This is a genomic window from Halomonas sp. SSL-5 (assembly GCF_030708455.1).
GTDB lineage: Bacteria > Pseudomonadota > Gammaproteobacteria > Pseudomonadales > Halomonadaceae > Halomonas.
Genome location: NZ_JAUYWF010000001.1, coordinates 1 through 17,161 on the forward strand (window position 1 = coordinate 1; position 17,161 = coordinate 17,161).

At 65.7% G+C, this 17,161-nt stretch carries 15 protein-coding genes; all 15 read left to right on the plus strand.

From position 1 onward, the window contains the following. Positions 1 to 190: 190 nt before the first annotated feature. Entirely contained in the window at positions 191 to 892 is a 702-nt protein-coding gene (trmB, locus tag RAN53_RS00005) for a tRNA (guanine(46)-N(7))-methyltransferase TrmB (protein ID WP_305794763.1), read from the plus strand. After that, positions 889 to 1,221: a DMT family transporter gene (locus tag RAN53_RS00010; RefSeq protein ID WP_414842944.1), complete on the plus strand. Its 333-nt coding sequence runs from the start codon at positions 889 to 891 to the stop codon at positions 1,219 to 1,221. The genes trmB and RAN53_RS00010 overlap by 4 nt, the downstream gene beginning before the upstream one ends. A gap of 40 nt (positions 1,222 to 1,261) precedes the next feature. Then, positions 1,262 to 2,701 (plus strand): D-alanyl-D-alanine carboxypeptidase/D-alanyl-D-alanine-endopeptidase, encoded by a 1,440-nt coding sequence (gene dacB / locus RAN53_RS00015; protein ID WP_305794765.1) that lies wholly within the window; start codon positions 1,262 to 1,264, stop codon positions 2,699 to 2,701. 31 nt (positions 2,702 to 2,732) lie between these two features. Next, positions 2,733 to 3,104: a diacylglycerol kinase gene (locus RAN53_RS00020; protein WP_305794766.1), complete on the plus strand. Its 372-nt coding sequence runs from the start codon at positions 2,733 to 2,735 to the stop codon at positions 3,102 to 3,104. 79 nt (positions 3,105 to 3,183) lie between these two features. Continuing rightward, on the plus strand, positions 3,184 to 6,165 hold the full coding sequence (gene glnE, locus RAN53_RS00025) for a bifunctional [glutamate--ammonia ligase]-adenylyl-L-tyrosine phosphorylase/[glutamate--ammonia-ligase] adenylyltransferase (RefSeq protein ID WP_305794767.1): 2,982 nt from the start codon (positions 3,184 to 3,186) through the stop codon (positions 6,163 to 6,165). A 423-nt stretch (positions 6,166 to 6,588) separates the two neighbouring features. Further along, positions 6,589 to 7,527, plus strand: coding sequence for a sugar ABC transporter substrate-binding protein (locus RAN53_RS00030; protein WP_305794768.1), 939 nt, complete (start codon positions 6,589 to 6,591; stop codon positions 7,525 to 7,527). Positions 7,528 to 7,764: 237 nt separating this feature from the next. Continuing rightward, entirely contained in the window at positions 7,765 to 8,775 is a 1,011-nt protein-coding gene (locus RAN53_RS00035) for an ABC transporter permease (protein ID WP_305794769.1), read from the plus strand. 14 nt (positions 8,776 to 8,789) lie between these two features. Next, complete coding sequence (locus RAN53_RS00040) at positions 8,790 to 9,749, plus strand: ABC transporter permease (RefSeq protein WP_305794770.1); 960 nt, start codon at positions 8,790 to 8,792, stop codon at positions 9,747 to 9,749. After that, positions 9,746 to 11,320 (plus strand): sugar ABC transporter ATP-binding protein, encoded by a 1,575-nt coding sequence (locus tag RAN53_RS00045; RefSeq protein WP_305794771.1) that lies wholly within the window; start codon positions 9,746 to 9,748, stop codon positions 11,318 to 11,320. The genes RAN53_RS00040 and RAN53_RS00045 overlap by 4 nt, the downstream gene beginning before the upstream one ends. Before the next feature lie 56 nt (positions 11,321 to 11,376). Further along, positions 11,377 to 12,453, plus strand: a complete 1,077-nt coding sequence (locus RAN53_RS00050; RefSeq protein ID WP_305795123.1) for a maleylacetate reductase — start codon at positions 11,377 to 11,379, stop codon at positions 12,451 to 12,453. After that, the gene (locus RAN53_RS00055) at positions 12,450 to 13,814 is read left to right on the plus strand and encodes an amidohydrolase family protein (RefSeq protein ID WP_305794772.1); all 1,365 of its coding nucleotides are present in this window, start codon (positions 12,450 to 12,452) and stop codon (positions 13,812 to 13,814) included. Before RAN53_RS00050 ends, RAN53_RS00055 begins: the two co-directional genes overlap by 4 nt. Further along, complete coding sequence (locus RAN53_RS00060) at positions 13,811 to 14,713, plus strand: NAD(P)-dependent oxidoreductase (protein ID WP_305794773.1); 903 nt, start codon at positions 13,811 to 13,813, stop codon at positions 14,711 to 14,713. The genes RAN53_RS00055 and RAN53_RS00060 overlap by 4 nt, the downstream gene beginning before the upstream one ends. A 4-nt stretch (positions 14,714 to 14,717) precedes the next feature. Continuing rightward, complete coding sequence (locus RAN53_RS00065; RefSeq protein ID WP_305794774.1) at positions 14,718 to 15,581, plus strand: intradiol ring-cleavage dioxygenase; 864 nt, start codon at positions 14,718 to 14,720, stop codon at positions 15,579 to 15,581. A gap of 55 nt (positions 15,582 to 15,636) precedes the next feature. Further along, positions 15,637 to 16,227, plus strand: coding sequence for a malonic semialdehyde reductase (locus RAN53_RS00070; protein ID WP_133637235.1), 591 nt, complete (start codon positions 15,637 to 15,639; stop codon positions 16,225 to 16,227). Positions 16,228 to 16,349: 122 nt separating this feature from the next. Continuing rightward, on the plus strand, positions 16,350 to 17,087 hold the full coding sequence (locus RAN53_RS00075; protein ID WP_305794775.1) for a sulfite exporter TauE/SafE family protein: 738 nt from the start codon (positions 16,350 to 16,352) through the stop codon (positions 17,085 to 17,087). Positions 17,088 to 17,161 lie beyond the last annotated feature (74 nt).

The window sequence follows — 17,161 nt, forward strand, 5'->3', positions numbered from 1 at the left end:
CAGCAGTGAAACCGCTCAGCGCCGATGGTAGTGTGGGGTCTCCCCATGTGAGAGTAGGTCATCGTCAGGCACTTATTGAGAAAAGCCCCGAGCTCCCTGTGAGTTCGGGGCTTTTTGCGTCTGGGGTGCCATGCGGCGGCCAGGCGGGGCTGGTAGAATCAGCGCTCGTTTCACGTCGCAGCAGGTCGTCATGCAAGCCACATCTCGCCGCATCGTTACCAATCAGGCGGGCCCGCATACGGCCCTAGAGGCACGCGTGGCGCGGGCCTTGCAGCATCCGTGGCGCAAGCCGGTCGCCGAGCACACCCGCGAGGCCTTCGCCTCCGCCGCTCGCTGGCGTGAGGCGCGCGGCGAGATGCCGCTGATCCTGGATGCCGGTTGCGGGGTGGGCCTTTCCACTCGCCGGCTGGCCGAGGCCTTTCCCGACCATGCGCTGATCGGCGTGGATCGCAGCGACAGTCGGCTGAGTCGCGAGCACGGGCCACTGCCCGACAATGCGTTGCTGGTGCGTGCCGACCTGGTGGATTTCTGGCGGCTCGCCTTCCGGGCGGATTGGCGGCCGGCGCGTCACTACCTGCTCTATCCGAATCCCTATCCCAAGGCGGCGCTTCTCAAGCTGCGCTGGCATGGCCATCCGGTACTGCCCTTCATCCTGGCCCTGGGCGGTCGCCTGGAGCTGCGCTCCAACTGGAGGCTCTACCTGGAGGAGTTCTGCCTGGCGCTGCAGCAGGCCACCGGGGGGGAGGCGGCCGTGGAGCCCCACCTTCCCGGTGAGACCTACCTGACACCCTTCGAGAGGAAGTACCACGTCAGCGGTCAGCCGCTGTGGCGGCTGGTGGCCGAGCTGTCGCCCGACCCCGCGCTGGTTCCCGCAGAGCAAGGAGAACACTGATGGCATTCGTCTATCTGGCCCTGGCCATTGTCGCCGAGGTGGTGGGTACCACCGCCCTGAAGGCCTCGGAGGGCTTCACCAGGCTGTGGCCGAGCGTGACCGTAGTGGTGGGTTATGGCCTGGCCTTCTATCTGCTGGCCCTGGTGTTACGCACCATTCCGGTAGGCATCGCCTATGCCATCTGGGCGGGCCTCGGCATCGTGCTGGTGACCGTGGCGGGTGTCCTGCTCTATGGCGAGAAGCCGGACCTGCCGGCACTCCTGGGTATCGCCATGATCATCGGCGGCGTCGCGGTGATTCAGCTGTACTCTTCCGTCTCGGCCCACTGACGCCCACGACACAACACAACCTCCTTGAACGAGCCCTGCCATGCGCCGCCTTTTTCGCCTTGCTGCCCTCATCCTGCCGCTGTGTCTCGCCATGTCCGCCCAGGCTTCCGGCTTCGATAGCGTCTCTCGCCTGACCGACAAGGGGTTTCATCTCAGTGCCGAGGCGCGGCTGCTGGATGACGATAGCGTGCTGGCGGCCATCGAGCCGGAGCGACAGCTATCCCCCGCCTCGGTGAGCAAGAGCTACCTCGCCGCGGCGGCCCTGGATCGCTGGGGGCCGCAGCACCGTTTCACCACGCGGCTGGTGAGCGAGGGGCGTCCGAACGCCGAGGGGATCCTGGAGGGTGACCTGATACTCGATGGCGGTGGTGATCCGGCGTTGACCAGCGAGGACCTGTGGCGTCTGGTCCAGCGGCTGTATCAGTCGGGGGTTCGTGAGGTGAGCGGCAGACTGCTGGTAAGCCAGTGGCGCTTCGGGCCGGTGGAGTGCATCACCACCGACCGCTGCGAGGCCCGCGAGCGCACCCGCCACGCCTATAGCGCGCTGCTCTCCTCGGCCGGGGTCAACTACGGCAACTGGTGCGTCAATGTGGCACCGGCGGATGCGCCCGGCGAGCCGGCGAGAGTCACCGGCTGCGACAGCCAGGCGGCCATCCTGGCCATCGACAACCGCGTGGTGACCCGCCCGGACAACAGTGGCACCCAGATCAGCGCCGAGCGCGTCACCCGCGATGGGCGCGACGTGATGCTGCTGGGCGGCCAGATCTCCACCAATGCCCACCCGCGGGATATCTATCGGGCCAGCTCCGATCCGGCCGACCAGATGGCGCTGACGCTGCTGGCGATGCTCGACCAGTCGGGTATCGCGATCGCCGGCGGGGCCGATACCACCCAGGCGCCGCCGCCGACGTCCGCGACAACGCTGGCCGCCGTGGATGGCAAGCCGTTGCAGGAGCTGCTGCTGCGGGCTATGCACTACTCCAACAACTACATGGCCGACATGCTGGCCCTGAACCTGGTGGAGACGCCACGCGCCGACCTGCGTTCAGGGGGCGCCGCCATCGAGGCCTTCGTGGCCGGCATCCCCGATCATGGGCCGGTGACCCTGCTCAGCGGCAGCGGACTGACACCGGAGAACCGCACCTCGGCTCGCGGTGCCAATGCGCTGCTGGATAGCCTCTACCACCGTCCCTCCCTGTTCCCCAGCTTCGTGGCGACCCTGCAGTCCCCGGACAACGGCGTGATGCGCTTCATTCGCCGTGGCTCCGACACCTTCCAGCGTCATGTGATGCTCAAGACCGGCACCCTCAATCAGCCGGTGGCGGTGAGGGCCGTGAGTGGCTACTTCCGCACCGCCAGCGGCCGCTGGGGAGCGTTCAGCGTGCTGGTCAATGGCACAGGCAGCACGCCCTACCTGAGCTGGCCGGAGGTGCTGGATCCCCTGGCGCTGGATCTCGAGCAGATGATCGACAACTATTGAGCGGCCTGGTCAACACTCCAAGGAATCGACGATGAAACCCGGACATACCGGCTGGCGACATCTGGTGCACTCCACCCGTTACTCATTGAAGGGGCTGAAGGCCGCCTGGCGGCACGAGTCGGCCTTTCGCCAGGAGCTGACCCTCTGCCTGCTGCTGCTGCCGCTGGTCTGGTGGGTCGGTGATGGGCCGGTGGAGTGGATCCTGCTGGTCGGCAGCTGCGTGCTCGTGCTGATCGTGGAGCTGCTCAACAGCGCCATCGAGAGCGTCGTGGACCGTATCGGCCCCGAGCATCACGAGCTCTCCGGGCGCGCCAAGGACCTCGGCTCCGCCGCGGTCATGGCATCGCTGCTGCTGGCCGGTCTGACCTGGTTGCTGCTGCTGGGACAGAAATTCTTCGGCTGATGCGTCGCCATGGTGGGTGCCAGCAGGGGCCCCGCTTCGCTATGCTGGGAGTATTCGCCAATTCGGATGCGAGACGCCCATGCCCCTGCCCGATGACTTCCTGCCGCTGATCGATATTCCCGCTCCCCTGAAGGCGCCACTGGAGCGAACGCGGGTGCGGCTGGCCGAGGCGCTGGGCCAGGCCGATAACCTGGCGAAGATGACCGACCGCGACTCCCCCCTGGAAGACTGGCTGGGCCTCGACGAGTCGCGTCGCGAGCAGCTGGCCCGGGTGCTGGCGGTATCGGACTTCGTGGCCGAGACGCTGGTGCGCTATCCCGACTGGCTCCTGCACCTGGATGCCAATGGTGAGCTGGACGCCACCCCGGAGGCCGAGGTCCTGCGCGGCTGGCTCGACGAACGCCTCGAAGAGGCCGCGGACGAGGCGGCCATGCACGCCGCCATTCGCCGCTTCCGGCGCGCGCGCATGACGGGCATCGTGTGGCGCGACCTGACGCGGCCCGAAGGCATCGACATGTGGGCCACCGCGGCGGCGGTGTCGCGGCTGGCCGAGACCTGCCTGGAAGCGGCACTGGCCTGGCTGGAGCGCTTCCTCGAGCCGCGCTGGGGACGTCCCGCACCGCGTCGCGATGGCAGCGAGCAGCGCCTGGTGGTGCTGGGCATGGGCAAGCTCGGCGCCGGCGAGCTCAACCTCTCCTCGGATATCGACCTGATCTTCGCCTTTCCCGAGAACGGCGAGACCGCGGGTGGCCGCAAGTCCCTCGAGCACCAGGAGTACTTCACCAAGCTGGGGCAGCGGCTGATCGGTGCCCTGGATGCGGTCACCGCCGATGGCTTCGCCTTCCGGGTCGACATGCGCCTGCGCCCGCTGGGTGACGGCGGCCCCCTGGTCGGCAGCTTCAATTCACTGTCGGGCTACTATCAGGACCAGGGTCGCGAGTGGGAGCGCTACGCCATGCTCAAGGCGCGGCCGGTGGCCGGTGACCTGGACGCCGGTGCCGAGCTGCTGGCCGGGCTGCGCCCCTTCGTCTACCGCAAGTACCTCGACTTCGGCGCCATCGAGTCGCTGCGCGAACTCAAGGGCATGATCAATCGCGAGGTGCGCCGCAAGGGCATGGAGGGCAACATCAAGCTCGGTCCCGGCGGTATCCGCGAGGTGGAGTTCGTGGTCCAGGCCTTCCAGCTGATCCGTGGGGGGCGCGACACAGAGCTACAGGTGACCTCGCTGAAGAACGCCCTGGAGCGCCTGCCCGAGCTCGGGCTGCTGCCCGCCGAGGTGGTCGAGGAGCTGCTGCCCGACTACGTCTTCCTGCGCGACCTGGAGCACGCCCTGCAGGCCCTGGAGGATCGCCAGACCCAGAGCCTGCCCGCTGACGACCTCGACCGTGAGCGGGTCGCCCTGGCGCTGGGCATGGAGGACTGGCCGGCACTGATGGCCTGCCTCGACGAGGCCCGTGCCCGGGTGCGCCGCCACTTCGACGCGGTGATCGCCGAGCCCGAGGAGGAGGTGGAGGAGGTCGCCGAGGCGACCGCCGGCGGCATTCCCCTGGAGCAGTGGCGGGCGTTGTGGCGCGGCGAGCTCGACGAGGAGGAGGGCGCGGCACTGCTGGACGAAGCCGGCTTCACCGACCCCACCGCCGCGGCCCGTCGGCTCACCACGCTCTATCACTCCCGGCAGGTGCAGGGCATGCAGCGGATCGGTTTCGAGCGCCTGGAGGCCCTGCTGCCGCTGCTGCTCGATGCCGTCGCGGCGAGCGACACCCCGGATACCGCCCTGGAGCGAGTGCTGCCGCTGATCGAGTCGGTGCTGCGGCGCACCGCCTACCTGGCGCTGCTGCGCGAGAATCCCGATGCCCTGGGCCATCTGATGACGCTCTGCGCGGCGAGCCCATGGATCGCCGAACACATGGCGCGCTACCCGATCCTGCTCGATGAGCTGCTGACCCCCGAGACCCTTTATACCCCCGCCGACAAGACGCGGCTCGCCGATGAGCTCCGCCAGGCCCTGGCGCGGATCCCCGAGGAGGACGAGGAGGCCCAGCTCGAGGCCCTGCGGGTCTTCAAACACGCCCAGACGCTGCACGTGGCGGCCTCGGATATCGCCGGCACCCGCCACCTGATGAAGGTCAGCGACTACCTCACCTATATCGCCGAGGTGATCCTCGAGGCGGTGCTGGCCATGGCCTGGAAGCACCTGACCCGCAAGCACGGCTTCCCCGAACTGGCCGACGGTGGCCGCGCCGACGCCGAGCCCGCCTTCCTCGTCGTCGGCTACGGCAAGCTGGGTGGCATCGAGCTGGGCTACGGCTCCGACCTGGACCTGGTATTCATCCACGACGGTGCCACCCAGGGCGAGACCGACGGCAAGCGAGTGCTGGACAACGGCGTCTTCTACACCCGCCTGGGCCAGCGCCTCATTCACCTGCTCACCGCGGTGACGCCGGCCGGTACCTTGTATGAGGTGGACATGCGGCTGCGCCCCTCGGGCAATTCCGGGCTGCTGGTCACCTCGCTCAACGCCTACGCCGACTACCAGCGCCGCGAGGCCTGGACCTGGGAGCACCAGGCCCTGGTGCGTGCCCGAGTGGTGGCGGGGCACCCGCGGCTGGCCGAGGGCTTTTATGAGGTGCGTCGCGAGATCCTCGGCACCCGGCGTGACAGCCAGGCGCTGCGCACGGAGGTGGTGAAGATGCGCGACAAGATGCGCGATCACCTGGCGGGCAAGAGCGGGGAGGGGGAGTTCGACCTCAAGCACGACCCCGGCGGCATGGTGGACCTCGAGTTCCTCTGTCAGTACGCCGTGCTGGCCATGGGCCACGAGACCCCGGAGCTGCTCGAGTGGAGCGACAACATGCGCATCCTCGAGACCCTGGAGAGCACCGAGCGCCTGCCGGCCCGGGAGTGCCAGCGCCTGCGCGACGCCTACCTGGCGCTGCGCAGCGCCGCCCACCGCGCCTCGCTGACCCGCGAGCCGGCCCGTGGCCGCAATGAGGCGTTCCAGGAGCATCGCCAGGTGGTGATCGAGGCCTGGCAGCGGCTGCTCGAACCGCCAGATCACTGAGCGCGGCGCGCTCGATATGCTGCGCGGCAGGCCGGCCAGCCGGTGAACGCCGGTGGCCTGACGCCCCACTTGCCTTCATCTCCCCGGCCTTCGGGGAGTTAACTCCCGGCGCCCCGCCTGTGTTTCGCAGGCGGGGCGCCTTGTATCCGCCCCATCGCGGTGCCGCGATCACGGAATTCCTCAGTAACAGTTGCGTTGGTGCTTCCCCCTGTCATTACAGCGGGTTAACAGGCAACAAGGCCGCCTTCTCCCTGCCATTGCCCCTTCCTCGGGCGAAGCGGGCCGAGAAAGTATCCAGATTGGTCATTTCGCCAGGTTGGTCGCGTTGCGGGGAATCAAGCCTCGGCCCTAAGCTCCCCCCTGTCCCTGACAAGCCCCTCCGGCGAGTCGGCGAGAGCAAACTAAAACAAAGCAGGTGACAACATGATCTACAAAACAGCGCTAGCGACCAGTGTCATGATTCTCTCCGCGGGCCTTGCCCAGGCCGAGGAGTCCTATCGGATCGGCATCACCCAGAACAATGTCGGTGTCGACAGCTACCAGACGACCTATGAAAGCGCCTTTGAGGAAGCCGCTGCCGAGCATGGCAATGTCGACGTCGTCGTGCTCGATGCCGGCGGTGATGTGGCCCGCCAGATCGGCCAAGTGCGCAACCTCATCCAGCAGCGCGTCGATGCCATCATCATCTGGCCGACCAACGGCCAGGCGGTGATCCCGGCCATCCGCCAGGCCCACAAGGCTGGCATCCCCGTCGTGGTGACCAACTCCAAGATCGCCGAGGCGGGCCTTGACTATATTGCGGCCTTCTCGGGCCCCGACAACGTCCAGCAGGGGGCCTCCTCCGCCGAGATGATGTGCGAGGCCCTCGATGGCGAGGGGCAGATCGTTCAGATCGCCGGCCAGCCTGGGTATACCACCGCCATGGAGCGCTCGAAGGGGTTCGAGGATAAGCTGGCCGAGGCGTGCCCCGGAGTCGAGCTCGTGGAGACCCAGCCCGCGGACTGGAACCGCGAGAAGGCTCAGCGGGTCATGGAGAACTTCCTCACCAAGTATGACGACATCGACGGCGTCTATGCCGGCGATGACAACATGGGTGTCGGTGCACTGAATGCCGCCAAGAGTGCCGGCCGTGCCGATGAGATCGTGTTCATCGGTGCCACCAATTTCGCCGTGGGTTACGAGGCCATCGAGCGTGGCGAGTACTACGGCTCCATCTACCAGTCCCCGGTTGATGACGCCGAGGCGGCGCTCCAGACGGCCCTCGATGTCCTGGCGGGTGAAGAGGTGCCGAAGATGAACTTCTTCGAGACACCCAAGATCACCGCCGACAACCTGGCCGAGTTCGACAAGCCCGTGTTCTGAATATCGCAAGCCTCGGGGCACGAAAAGAGCTCGTGCCATCCCGCGTATCCCTGGCCAATGGCTCCGCAACGGTCGATGAAGGCCCACGCGGAATACCGAAAACTACACTCCGTTGGCCTTGACGAATGGTCAGAAAGTCACTTGGTTCGATGGCATTCCCCCGGGTATGCCAACGGGTCATCGACTGCAACGGAAACGCCCTGGCCTTCAGTCATAGCGCCAATATAGGTGAGTATCATGGCTTCTGTAGAACAAGGTAAACAAGCCATCATGCTGAATAAGAAGTATAAGGCAGGTCTCCTGAACTTTCTTTCTGCTCAGGGCATCCTGGTCTTCTTCCTTATCTGCATGTTTGCTTTCTCGCTGTTCTCCGAACAGTTTCTTTCCCAGTCAAACATCATGACGGTGGTCCGCCAGGCCTCGATCATCGGCATCATTGCCGTGGGTGTCACGGTGGTCATCATCGGCGGTAACCTGGATCTCTCCGTCGGGTCGATGCTCTCCTTCTCGACGGTGCTGGTCGTCGACCTGCATGACAAGATCGGGCCGGCCGGTGCCATCATCCTGATGTTCGTCCTCACGTTACTGATCGGGGCCGTCAATGGCTTCCTCATCGGCTTCATGCGGCTGAATTCACTGATCGTCACCCTGGCAATGCTGTCGGCAATCCAGGGACTGGTGCTGATCTACAGCGGTGGCAAGAACGTCGATATCGCCAACCAGAGCGACACCTGGTTCGCCTTCTTCGGACGCGGCTATGTGCTGGGTATTGCGGTCCCGATCATCCTCTTCGCCGTGCTGGCGATCATCGTGCAGGTCGTCATGTCCTACACCAGCTATGGGCGGCGCATCTTCGCCGTCGGTGGTAATCCGGCCGCCGCCGTCTATTCCGGTATCCGCAAGAACTGGTGCGTGTTCAGTACCTATCTGATCTCGGCCTTCTGCGTGGCCTGTGCCGCCCTGGTGCTGGGCTCGCGGGTCATGGGGTCACAGAACAACGTCGGGCAGGGCTACGAACTGCTGGTGCTGGCCGGGATCATCCTCGGGGGAACCAGCCTGCTGGGTGGGGCTGGGAGTGTCTGGAAGACGATCATCGGGGTATTGATCCTGGGCTTCATCCAGAATGGCTTGCTGCTGCTGGGGTATCCCTATTACACCCAATGGCTCGTCACCTGGGTGATCATCATCCTGGCGGTGTGGCTGGACCTTGCCAACAAGCGCAAGCGTCTGTTCACGACTCACTCCTGAACCTGGTGATCAACATGATTAACATGAAGGATTTTCTCAAGGGCAGTGGCTTCATCCAGCCGATCTGGGTATTTGTCATCGCCATCACCGTCTTCTTCAGCTTCATGTCGGAGTACTTCCTTTCCGTCGGCAACCTGAGCAATATCCTTGTCCAGACCTCGACCATCGGGCTGATCGCCCTGGGCATGACCTACGTGATGATCAACGGCAACATCGATCTCTCGGTGGGCGCCGTCCTGGGCCTGGCGGCATCCCTGTCGGTCGGCCTTCAGGACTATGGCATCACCATCGCGGTCATCGCCGCCCTGGCATCGGGCCTGGTACTGGGTGCCATCAATGGCCTGATCGTCTGGAAGACCGGCGTCAACGCCTTCATCGTGACGCTGGGGGCCATGATCGGTGTCCGTGGCCTCATCTTCGTCTACACCGAAGAGCAGTCCTTCTACGCCACCAATTTCGCCTTCTCCGACTTCGGCACCGCCTCGATCGGGCCGTTTCCCGTGCTCGCCATCATCTTTCTCATCTGCACCCTGGTGATGCACCTGGTGCTGAAGAAGACCGGCCATGGTCGCAATACCTTTGCCGTGGGCGGCAATCCCGAGGCCGCCCTGGATGCGGGCATCCGCATCGGCCGCCACATGATGATCAACTTCATCATCGTGGGGTTCTTCGCCGCCCTCGCCGGGGTGCTCCTGGCGACCCAGATGGGGGCCGCCACGCCGAACCTGGGCCGTGACTACGAGCTCTGGACCATCACGGCCGTGGTGCTCGGCGGCACCAAGCTGACAGGGGGATTCGGCAGCATCACCGGCACCCTGGGCGGCGTGCTGGCCATCGGCATCCTGCGCAACGGCATGAACCTGATGCAGGTACCGGCCTTCTACGTGCTGGTCATTCTCGGCGTCATCCTGATCTCGGTGCTGATCATCGACCAGCGGCTCAACGTCCATGCCAGCAAGGGAGTCAGCATATGAGCACTGCAGCCATGAACCGGAACACCGCTCACGGTGCGAGTTCCTCGAGCCCCGTCCTGTCATTGATCGACATCACCAAGAAGTTTCCCGGTGTGGTGGCCCTGAACAAGGTCAGCTTCGACGTCAGGGCGGGCGAGGTCCATGCCCTGCTGGGCGAGAACGGCGCCGGCAAGTCCACCCTGATGAAGGTGCTGGCCGGCAAGCACCAGCCCAACGGGGGGAAGATCATCCTGGCGGGCGAGGAGAAGTCCTTCGAGAACCCCAAGCAGGCCAAGAAGAGCGGCATCGTGCTGATCCACCAGGAGCAGTCGCTGGTCCCCGAGATGTCGGTGGCGGAGAACATCTTCCTGGGCAGCCTGCCGCTGAAACGGGGTAATCGCGTCGACTGGAAGAAGCTGCATGCCGACAGCACCGAGATACTCCAGCGCCTCAAGTGCACCTTCAGCTCCCGCGACATGGTCAGCAACCTCTCCATCGCCAAGAAGCAGATGGTCGAGATCGCCCGCGCCCTGGTCTTCACGCCCCGGATCGTGGTCTTCGACGAGCCGACGGCATCACTGACCGATCACGAGAAGCCGGTGCTCTACGACATCATCCGCAACCTCCAGGAGCAGGGGGTCGGCATCGTCTACATCTCGCACCGCATGGACGAGATCTTCCACCTCTCTCAGCGCATCTCGGTCCTGCGAGACGGCGAGTACAACGGGACCCTGAACACGGCCGAGACCAGCGAGGATGAGGTCACCAAGCTGATGATCGGCAGGACCCTCGAACTCGATCATGCCAGCAAGCCCAGCGAGTTCGGCGAGAAAATGCTGGAACTGCGTCACCTCACCGTGAATGGGGTGTTCGAGGACATCAGCTTCAACGTCCGCAAGGGCGAGATCGTCGGCATGTACGGCCTGGTCGGTGCGGGCCGTTCCGAGGTCGCCGAGACGATCTTCGGTCTGCGTCAGCCATCGGCCGGCGAGATCCTGCTCGAAGGCAAGGCCGAGACGATCCATTCCAGCCACGATGCGGTGGTCAAGGGCATCGCCCTGGTCCCCGAGGATCGCAAGGATCAGGGCCTGATCCTCGGGATGAACTGTCGCGACAACATGACCCTCTCGGCGCTTGGCAGTGTCTCCTCCATGGGCTTCATGAAGACCGGGGAAGAGAGGGTCGTCTACGACAAGTACCAGCAGGCGATGAAGATCAAGACGCCCAGCTGGCGCCAGAAGGTCGGCAACCTCAGTGGCGGCAACCAGCAGAAGATCGTCATCGGCAAGTGGCTGCATACCCATCCCAAGCTGCTGATCCTGGACGAGCCGACCCGCGGCATCGACGTGGGCTCCAAGGCCGAGATCCATGCGCTGATCAAGGAACTGGCCCGGTCGGGCTATGCCGTGTTGGTGATCTCGTCGGAAATGCCCGAGGTGCTGGGTGTCAGCAACCGCATCATCGCCATGTACGACGGCCGGGTGACGGCGGAATTCGACGGCGATGCGGTATCCGAGGACAAGCTGGTTCAGGCCATCACCGGGCAGTACGTCACGGACGCCCGCGGGCCTGCCCCCGCGGCCTCGGCCTGATGTGCTCACGCGAACCGCGCCGGACCTTCCCACGCAATCACGAGGACACCACCATGATGCCCTTCATCTACAACGGCCTGCCGTCACGCGTCATCTTCGGCCAGGGAACCCTGTCCCGACTCGCCGACGAGGTCCGTGAGCTGGGCTGCCACCGGGCCCTCGTCCTGTCAACGCCCGAGCAGGCCGGCCAGGCCCGCGAGGTGCTCGCCCAACTGGGCGAGCTCGGGGCCGGCCTCTTCGCCGAGGCCAGGATGCACACCCCGGTCGAGATCACCGACGCGGCGATGCGCCATCTGGAGGAACTCGAGGCGGACTGTACCGTGGCCATCGGGGGCGGCTCCACCATCGGCCTGGGCAAGGCCATCGCCCTGCGCACCGGCCTGCCCCAGGTGGCGATCCCCACCACCTATGCCGGCTCCGAGATGACGCCGATCCTCGGCGAAACCCGGGACGGCCTCAAGACGACCCAGCGCACCCTCGAGGTACTCCCCGAGGTGGTGATCTACGACGTCGACCTGACGTTGGGTCTGCCGGTCGGCATGTCCGGTACCAGCGGCATCAATGCCATCGCCCATGCGGTGGAGGCGCTCTACGCCAAGGACCGCAACCCGGTGGTCTCGCTGATGGCGGAGGAGGGTATTGCGGCCCTGGCGCGCAGCCTGCCAGTGATCGCCAAGGAGCCGGCCAACCAGGAGGCGCGTTCGGATGCCCTCTATGGTGCCTGGCTGTGCGGCGCCTGCCTCGGCTCCGTCGGGATGTCGCTGCACCACAAGCTCTGCCACACCCTGGGCGGCTCCTTCGACCTGCCCCATGCCGAGACCCATACCATCGTGCTGCCCCACGCCGTGGCCTACAACGCCGGGGCCGCCCCGGAGGCGATGTCCCGCATCGCCCGTGCGCTGGGCAGCGACGATGCGGCCGGCGGGCTCCATGACCTGGCGCGCGCCGTGGGGGCGCCCCTGGCCCTGGCCGACATCGGCCTGCAGGAGAGCGATATCGACCGGGCGACCCAGATCGCCACGAGCAATCCCTACTGGAATCCCCGCGAGATCGAGGCCGAGGGCATCCATCGCCTCCTGAGCGATGCTCATGCCGGCCGTCGACCGACCCCAAGGGAGGTGACCGACGCATGAAGACCCTGCTGACCCATGCCACCGTGGTGACCATGGACCCCGAGATCGGCGATCTGGCCGATGGCCAGGTGCTGGTGGAGAACGATCGTATCCTGGCGGTTGGCCAGGACCTTCCCGCCGAGGGGGCCGAGGTCATCGACTGCCGGGGCGGCATCCTGATCCCCGGGCTGGTCAATGCCCATATGCATACCTGGCAGACGGCCCTGCGCGGCGTCGCCGCCAACTGGACGCTGCTCGAGTACTTCGGCCACGTGCATCGCGGCCTGGCGACCCTGTTCAGCCCTGATGACATCCATATCGCCACGCGCATGGGGGCGCTCAACCAGCTCAACTGCGGTACCACCACCCTGGGCGACTGGTGCCACAACAACCCCACGCCCGAGCATACCGATGCGGCGATTCGCGGGCTCGAGGCGTCCGGTATCCGGGCGCTGTTCTTCCATGGCTCGCCCAAGCCGGACCCCAAGCCGGGCCAGCCGCACTTCAGCGAGATTCCCCATCCGCGAAGCGAGGTCGAGCGACTGCTCGCCGGCCCGCTGGGGGATCGCGAGGGGCGCGTGACCCTGGGCCTGGCCATCCTCGGGCCGCACTACTCCACCCTCGATGTCACCCTGCACGATTTCGAACTGGCCAGGGAGTTCGGCCTGGTGGCCTCCATGCACCAGGGCGGCGGCAAGGCGGTCACCGCCGGTGGCTGGGACGTGATCGAGGAGAAGGGACTGCTGGGGCCGGACATCAACATCGTGCATGGGCAGAGCCTCAGCGACGGGCAACTGGCGCGGTTCTGCGAGAAGGGCGTGACCTTCTCCATCGCCCCCGAGAACGAGATGACCCAGGGGCACGGCTTCCCGATCACCGGCCACGTTCGCCGGCACGGCGGCGTCGTCTCCCTGGGGGTGGATCTCGAATCGGTGATCTCCGGGGACATGTTCACGGTGGCCCGGATGGCGCTGGGCATGCAGCGCTCGCTGGACAACGACGCCTCGCGGCGCGAGCAGGGCAGCATCCCCGACACCTCGACCATCCGCACCCGCGAGGCGCTTCAGTGGATCACCGTCGACGGTGCCCGCGCCCTCGGGCTCGGGGAGCGCATCGGCAGCCTGACGCCGGGCAAGCAGGCCGACATCGTGCTGCTGGACAGCGGTCGGCTGAACATGCAGCCGGTCAGCGATCCGGTCTCGACCGTGGTCATGCAGGCGAGTCTCGCCAATGTCGACAGCGTCATGGTGGCGGGAGCGTTCCACAAGCGACACGGCAAGCTGCTGGCGGACGTCGAGGAGGGGATCTGCCGCCTGGCAGCCTCCGGTCACCGCATCTACGCCGAGCTTCAGTCACGCCAACAAGAGGGGGCGTCACAATGACAACCACCACCAAGGTAGCCTGGGTTGGCCTTGGCAAGCTGGGCTTGCCCATGGCAACGCGGATCGCCGCGGCCGGCTATCCCGTCCAGGGATTCGACCTCAGCGCCGAGCGGATGGCCCTGGCCGAACAGGTCGGCATCACGGCACACGATGACCTGGCCTCTGCCGTCGAGGGCTGCCGCCTGGTCTTCGTCTCGATACCCGATGACCGGGCACTGCTCGGCCTGACGCTGGAGAGCGGCCAGTTGCTGGCGAAGCTGGCGTCGGGCAGCGTGCTGGTCGAGACCAGCACCGTCAGCATCGAGGCCTCCGCCAGGGTGGCCGCCGCCGCCGAGGAGCATGGCATCGCCTACCTGCGCAGTCCGGTGTCGGGCAACCCGGTCGCCGCCGAGTCCGGCACCCTGTCGGCCATGGTCTCCGGCCCGCGCGAGGCGCTGGATGAGGCCGTGCCCGTGATGTCCACCTTCACCAAGGCCCAGTACTGGCTGGGTGACGAGGAGCAGGCGCGCTACGCCAAGCTGGCGATCAACCTGATGATCGCGGTGAGCGCCGGGATGATGGGCGAGGCCCTGGCGATGGCCCGCAAGGGCAACATCGGCTGGGAGGCGATGCTGGACCTGATGGCCGACAGCGCCGTGGGCTCGCCGATGGTCAAGTACAAGACCCAGCCGCTGAAGGACCGCGACTTCACCTCCACCTTCTCGGCCGCCCAGATGGCCAAGGACCTGGACCTGATCCTCGGCTGTGCCCATGGGGACGGCGTCGCCGTGCCCCTGGCCGCCCAGATGCGCGAGGCCTACAGCTCGCTGATCGGCACGGGGCACGGTGAGGATGACTACATCGCCACCATCCACCATACCGAGCGCCTCTCCGGGCTGCCGGCCATCGAGAGGAAATGACCCCATGCGGAACCTGAATGCCGAGAACATCACGGATGCCGTGATCGAGCAGTTCGCCGGCTGCAGTGACGAGCGCCTGAAGAGCATACTGAACAGCCTGGTCACCCACCTGCACGCCTTCATCCGTGAGGTGGAGCCCACCGAGCAGGAGTGGACCCAGGCCATCGACTTCCTGACCCGCACCGGCCAGATGTGCGACGACAAGCGCCAGGAGTTCATCCTGCTCTCCGATACCCTGGGCGTGACGATGCTGGTCGATGCCATCAACCACCAGACGTCCGACCCCATGGTGTCGGAAAGCACGGTGCTGGGTCCCTTCTACGTGGCCGACCCGCCCCAGGCTGCCCAGGGCGAGTCGATCGACTGGAACGTCGAGGGAGAGCCCTTCTTCGTGGAGGGGCGGGTGCATGACGGGCGCGGCGAGCCGCTGGCCAATGTCGTGGTCGATGTCTGGCAATCGGACAGCGAAGGGTTCTACGACGTCCAGAAGGAGCTCGAGAGTGCCTCGCTGCGGGCCCGATTCACCACCGACGACCAGGGACGCTATGCCTTCTGGACGGTGACCCCCTCACCCTATCCGATCCCCACCGACGGCCCGGTCGGCCAGATGCTGGAGATCACCGGCCGACATCCCTACCGGCCGGCGCATGTGCACTTCATGCTGATGGCCGAGGGCTTTGAAACCCTGGTGACCCAGGTCTTCGCCGAGGACGATCCCTACCTCGACTCCGATGCCGTCTTCGGCGTCAAGGATTCCCTGGTCAGGGCGTATGAACTGCTGCCGCCGGGAAGAGCACCGGATGGACGGTCGATGGAAGTCCCCTTCCGCCATCTGACATACGACTTCGGCCTCAAGGCGAGCCGCTAGTCGCATCGCAAGACGAAACCACCCAGAAACCACCATCCAGCAAGAGGAAAGCGACATGACTGTCATCGATAACCACGCGGTCGAGACCCTGTTCACCGAGGCACGTACCCATAACGTCTGGACGGATCAGGAGGTCAGCGAGGAGAAGCTGCGCGAGCTGTATCGCCTGATGCATTTCGGCCCGACCTCCATGAACTGCCAGCCCCTTCGCGTGCTCTTCCTGAAGAGCCAGGAAGCCAAGGAGAGGCTCAAGCCGGCACTGCTTCCCGGCAATCAGGAGAAGACCATGAAGGCGCCGGTGGTGGCCGTGCTGGGCTATGACACCGAGTTCTACCAGCACCTGCCGCGCATGTTCTCCCACAACAAGGATGCCAAGTCGCTGTTCGAGGGCAAGACGGACTTCATCAACGCCACGGCCTTCCGCAACAGCTCCATCCAGGGGGGCTACTTCATCCTGGCCGCCCGCGCCCTGGGGTTGAATGCCGGCCCGATGTCCGGCTTCAACAATGCGGCCGTGGATGAGGAGTTCTTCCCCGATGGTCGGGTGAAGAGCAACTTCCTCTGCAATCTGGGCTACGGCGATGCCTCGGCGCTCTTCCCGCGCCAGGATCGGTTCGAGTTCGACGAGGTCTGCCAGTTCCTCTGACAGGGCCGAGAGGCTGCCACTTCGGTACGCCGAGGCAGGCACGGGACACTGCAGGTTCCTCCGATTTGGGCCGTGTTAGCACGGCCCTTTTTTATTCTCTTCCGGAAATCACGAGGCGTCATATGGCGTATGACTGGCAGTTCATTGTATTGATCATCATCGCCGTGCTGATTACCGGCATCTCCAAGTCGGGATTCGCCGGGGGCGTCGGGGTGGTGGCGGTACCGCTGATCTCGCTGAAGGCCAGCCCGGCCTTCGCCGTGGCCGTCATGCTGCCGCTGCTGATCGTCATGGATGTCTTCAGCCTCAAGGCCTGGTGGCGCCACCGGGTGGGGGCCGTGCTGTGGCTGATGTTCCCCCCGGCGGTGCTGGGCGTGGTGGTCGGCTACCTGACCTATGGCCGCGTCGATGAGGCCCTCCTCAAGGTGGTGCTGGGGGCGTTCTCGATCCTGTTCGGCCTGTGGGGACTGTTCAAGCCCTTCCGCGGCCGCGTCATGCCGGTCTGGGTCGGCGGGCTGAGCGGCGGCATCGCCGGCTTCACCAGCTTCATCGCCCATGCCGGGGGCCCGCCGCTCAACTTCTACCTGCTGCAGTGCCGGCTCTCCAAGGAGCAGTTCCTGGGAACCGCCGTGGTCTTCCTGGCCGCCACCAACCTGGTCAAGCTGGTGCCCTACGGCATGCTCGGCCTGCTGAATGTCGAAAACCTTACCATCGCGCTGCTGCTGATCCCGGTGGCCTGGCTGGGCGTGCGCCTGGGGCTGGTCATACAGAAACGGCTGAACGGTGAGCTCTTCTTCCGGATCATCCTGGGCCTGCTGATCCTGCTGGGCATTCGGCTGATCGTTGACGGCTGGGGATAGTCGCGTTGGCGACGCGTTTGCCGCCAGGCGCGAGGCGGCGCTATCTTGTGGCTCTCCCTCCATCCTGCCCCGAG

Coding starts and splice junctions, on each gene's coding strand:
- trmB (WP_305794763.1), top strand. CDS start 191: ATGCAAGCCACATCTCGCCGCATCGTTACCAATCAGGCGGGCCCGCAT.
- RAN53_RS00070 (WP_133637235.1), top strand. CDS start 15,637: ATGACTGTCATCGATAACCACGCGGTCGAGACCCTGTTCACCGAGGCA.
- dacB (WP_305794765.1), top strand. CDS start 1,262: ATGCGCCGCCTTTTTCGCCTTGCTGCCCTCATCCTGCCGCTGTGTCTC.
- RAN53_RS00035 (WP_305794769.1), top strand. CDS start 7,765: ATGGCTTCTGTAGAACAAGGTAAACAAGCCATCATGCTGAATAAGAAG.
- RAN53_RS00020 (WP_305794766.1), top strand. CDS start 2,733: ATGAAACCCGGACATACCGGCTGGCGACATCTGGTGCACTCCACCCGT.
- RAN53_RS00045 (WP_305794771.1), top strand. CDS start 9,746: ATGAGCACTGCAGCCATGAACCGGAACACCGCTCACGGTGCGAGTTCC.
- RAN53_RS00040 (WP_305794770.1), top strand. CDS start 8,790: ATGATTAACATGAAGGATTTTCTCAAGGGCAGTGGCTTCATCCAGCCG.
- RAN53_RS00075 (WP_305794775.1), top strand. CDS start 16,350: ATGGCGTATGACTGGCAGTTCATTGTATTGATCATCATCGCCGTGCTG.
- RAN53_RS00065 (WP_305794774.1), top strand. CDS start 14,718: ATGCGGAACCTGAATGCCGAGAACATCACGGATGCCGTGATCGAGCAG.
- glnE (WP_305794767.1), top strand. CDS start 3,184: ATGCCCCTGCCCGATGACTTCCTGCCGCTGATCGATATTCCCGCTCCC.
- RAN53_RS00055 (WP_305794772.1), top strand. CDS start 12,450: ATGAAGACCCTGCTGACCCATGCCACCGTGGTGACCATGGACCCCGAG.
- RAN53_RS00050 (WP_305795123.1), top strand. CDS start 11,377: ATGCCCTTCATCTACAACGGCCTGCCGTCACGCGTCATCTTCGGCCAG.
- RAN53_RS00060 (WP_305794773.1), top strand. CDS start 13,811: ATGACAACCACCACCAAGGTAGCCTGGGTTGGCCTTGGCAAGCTGGGC.
- RAN53_RS00030 (WP_305794768.1), top strand. CDS start 6,589: ATGATCTACAAAACAGCGCTAGCGACCAGTGTCATGATTCTCTCCGCG.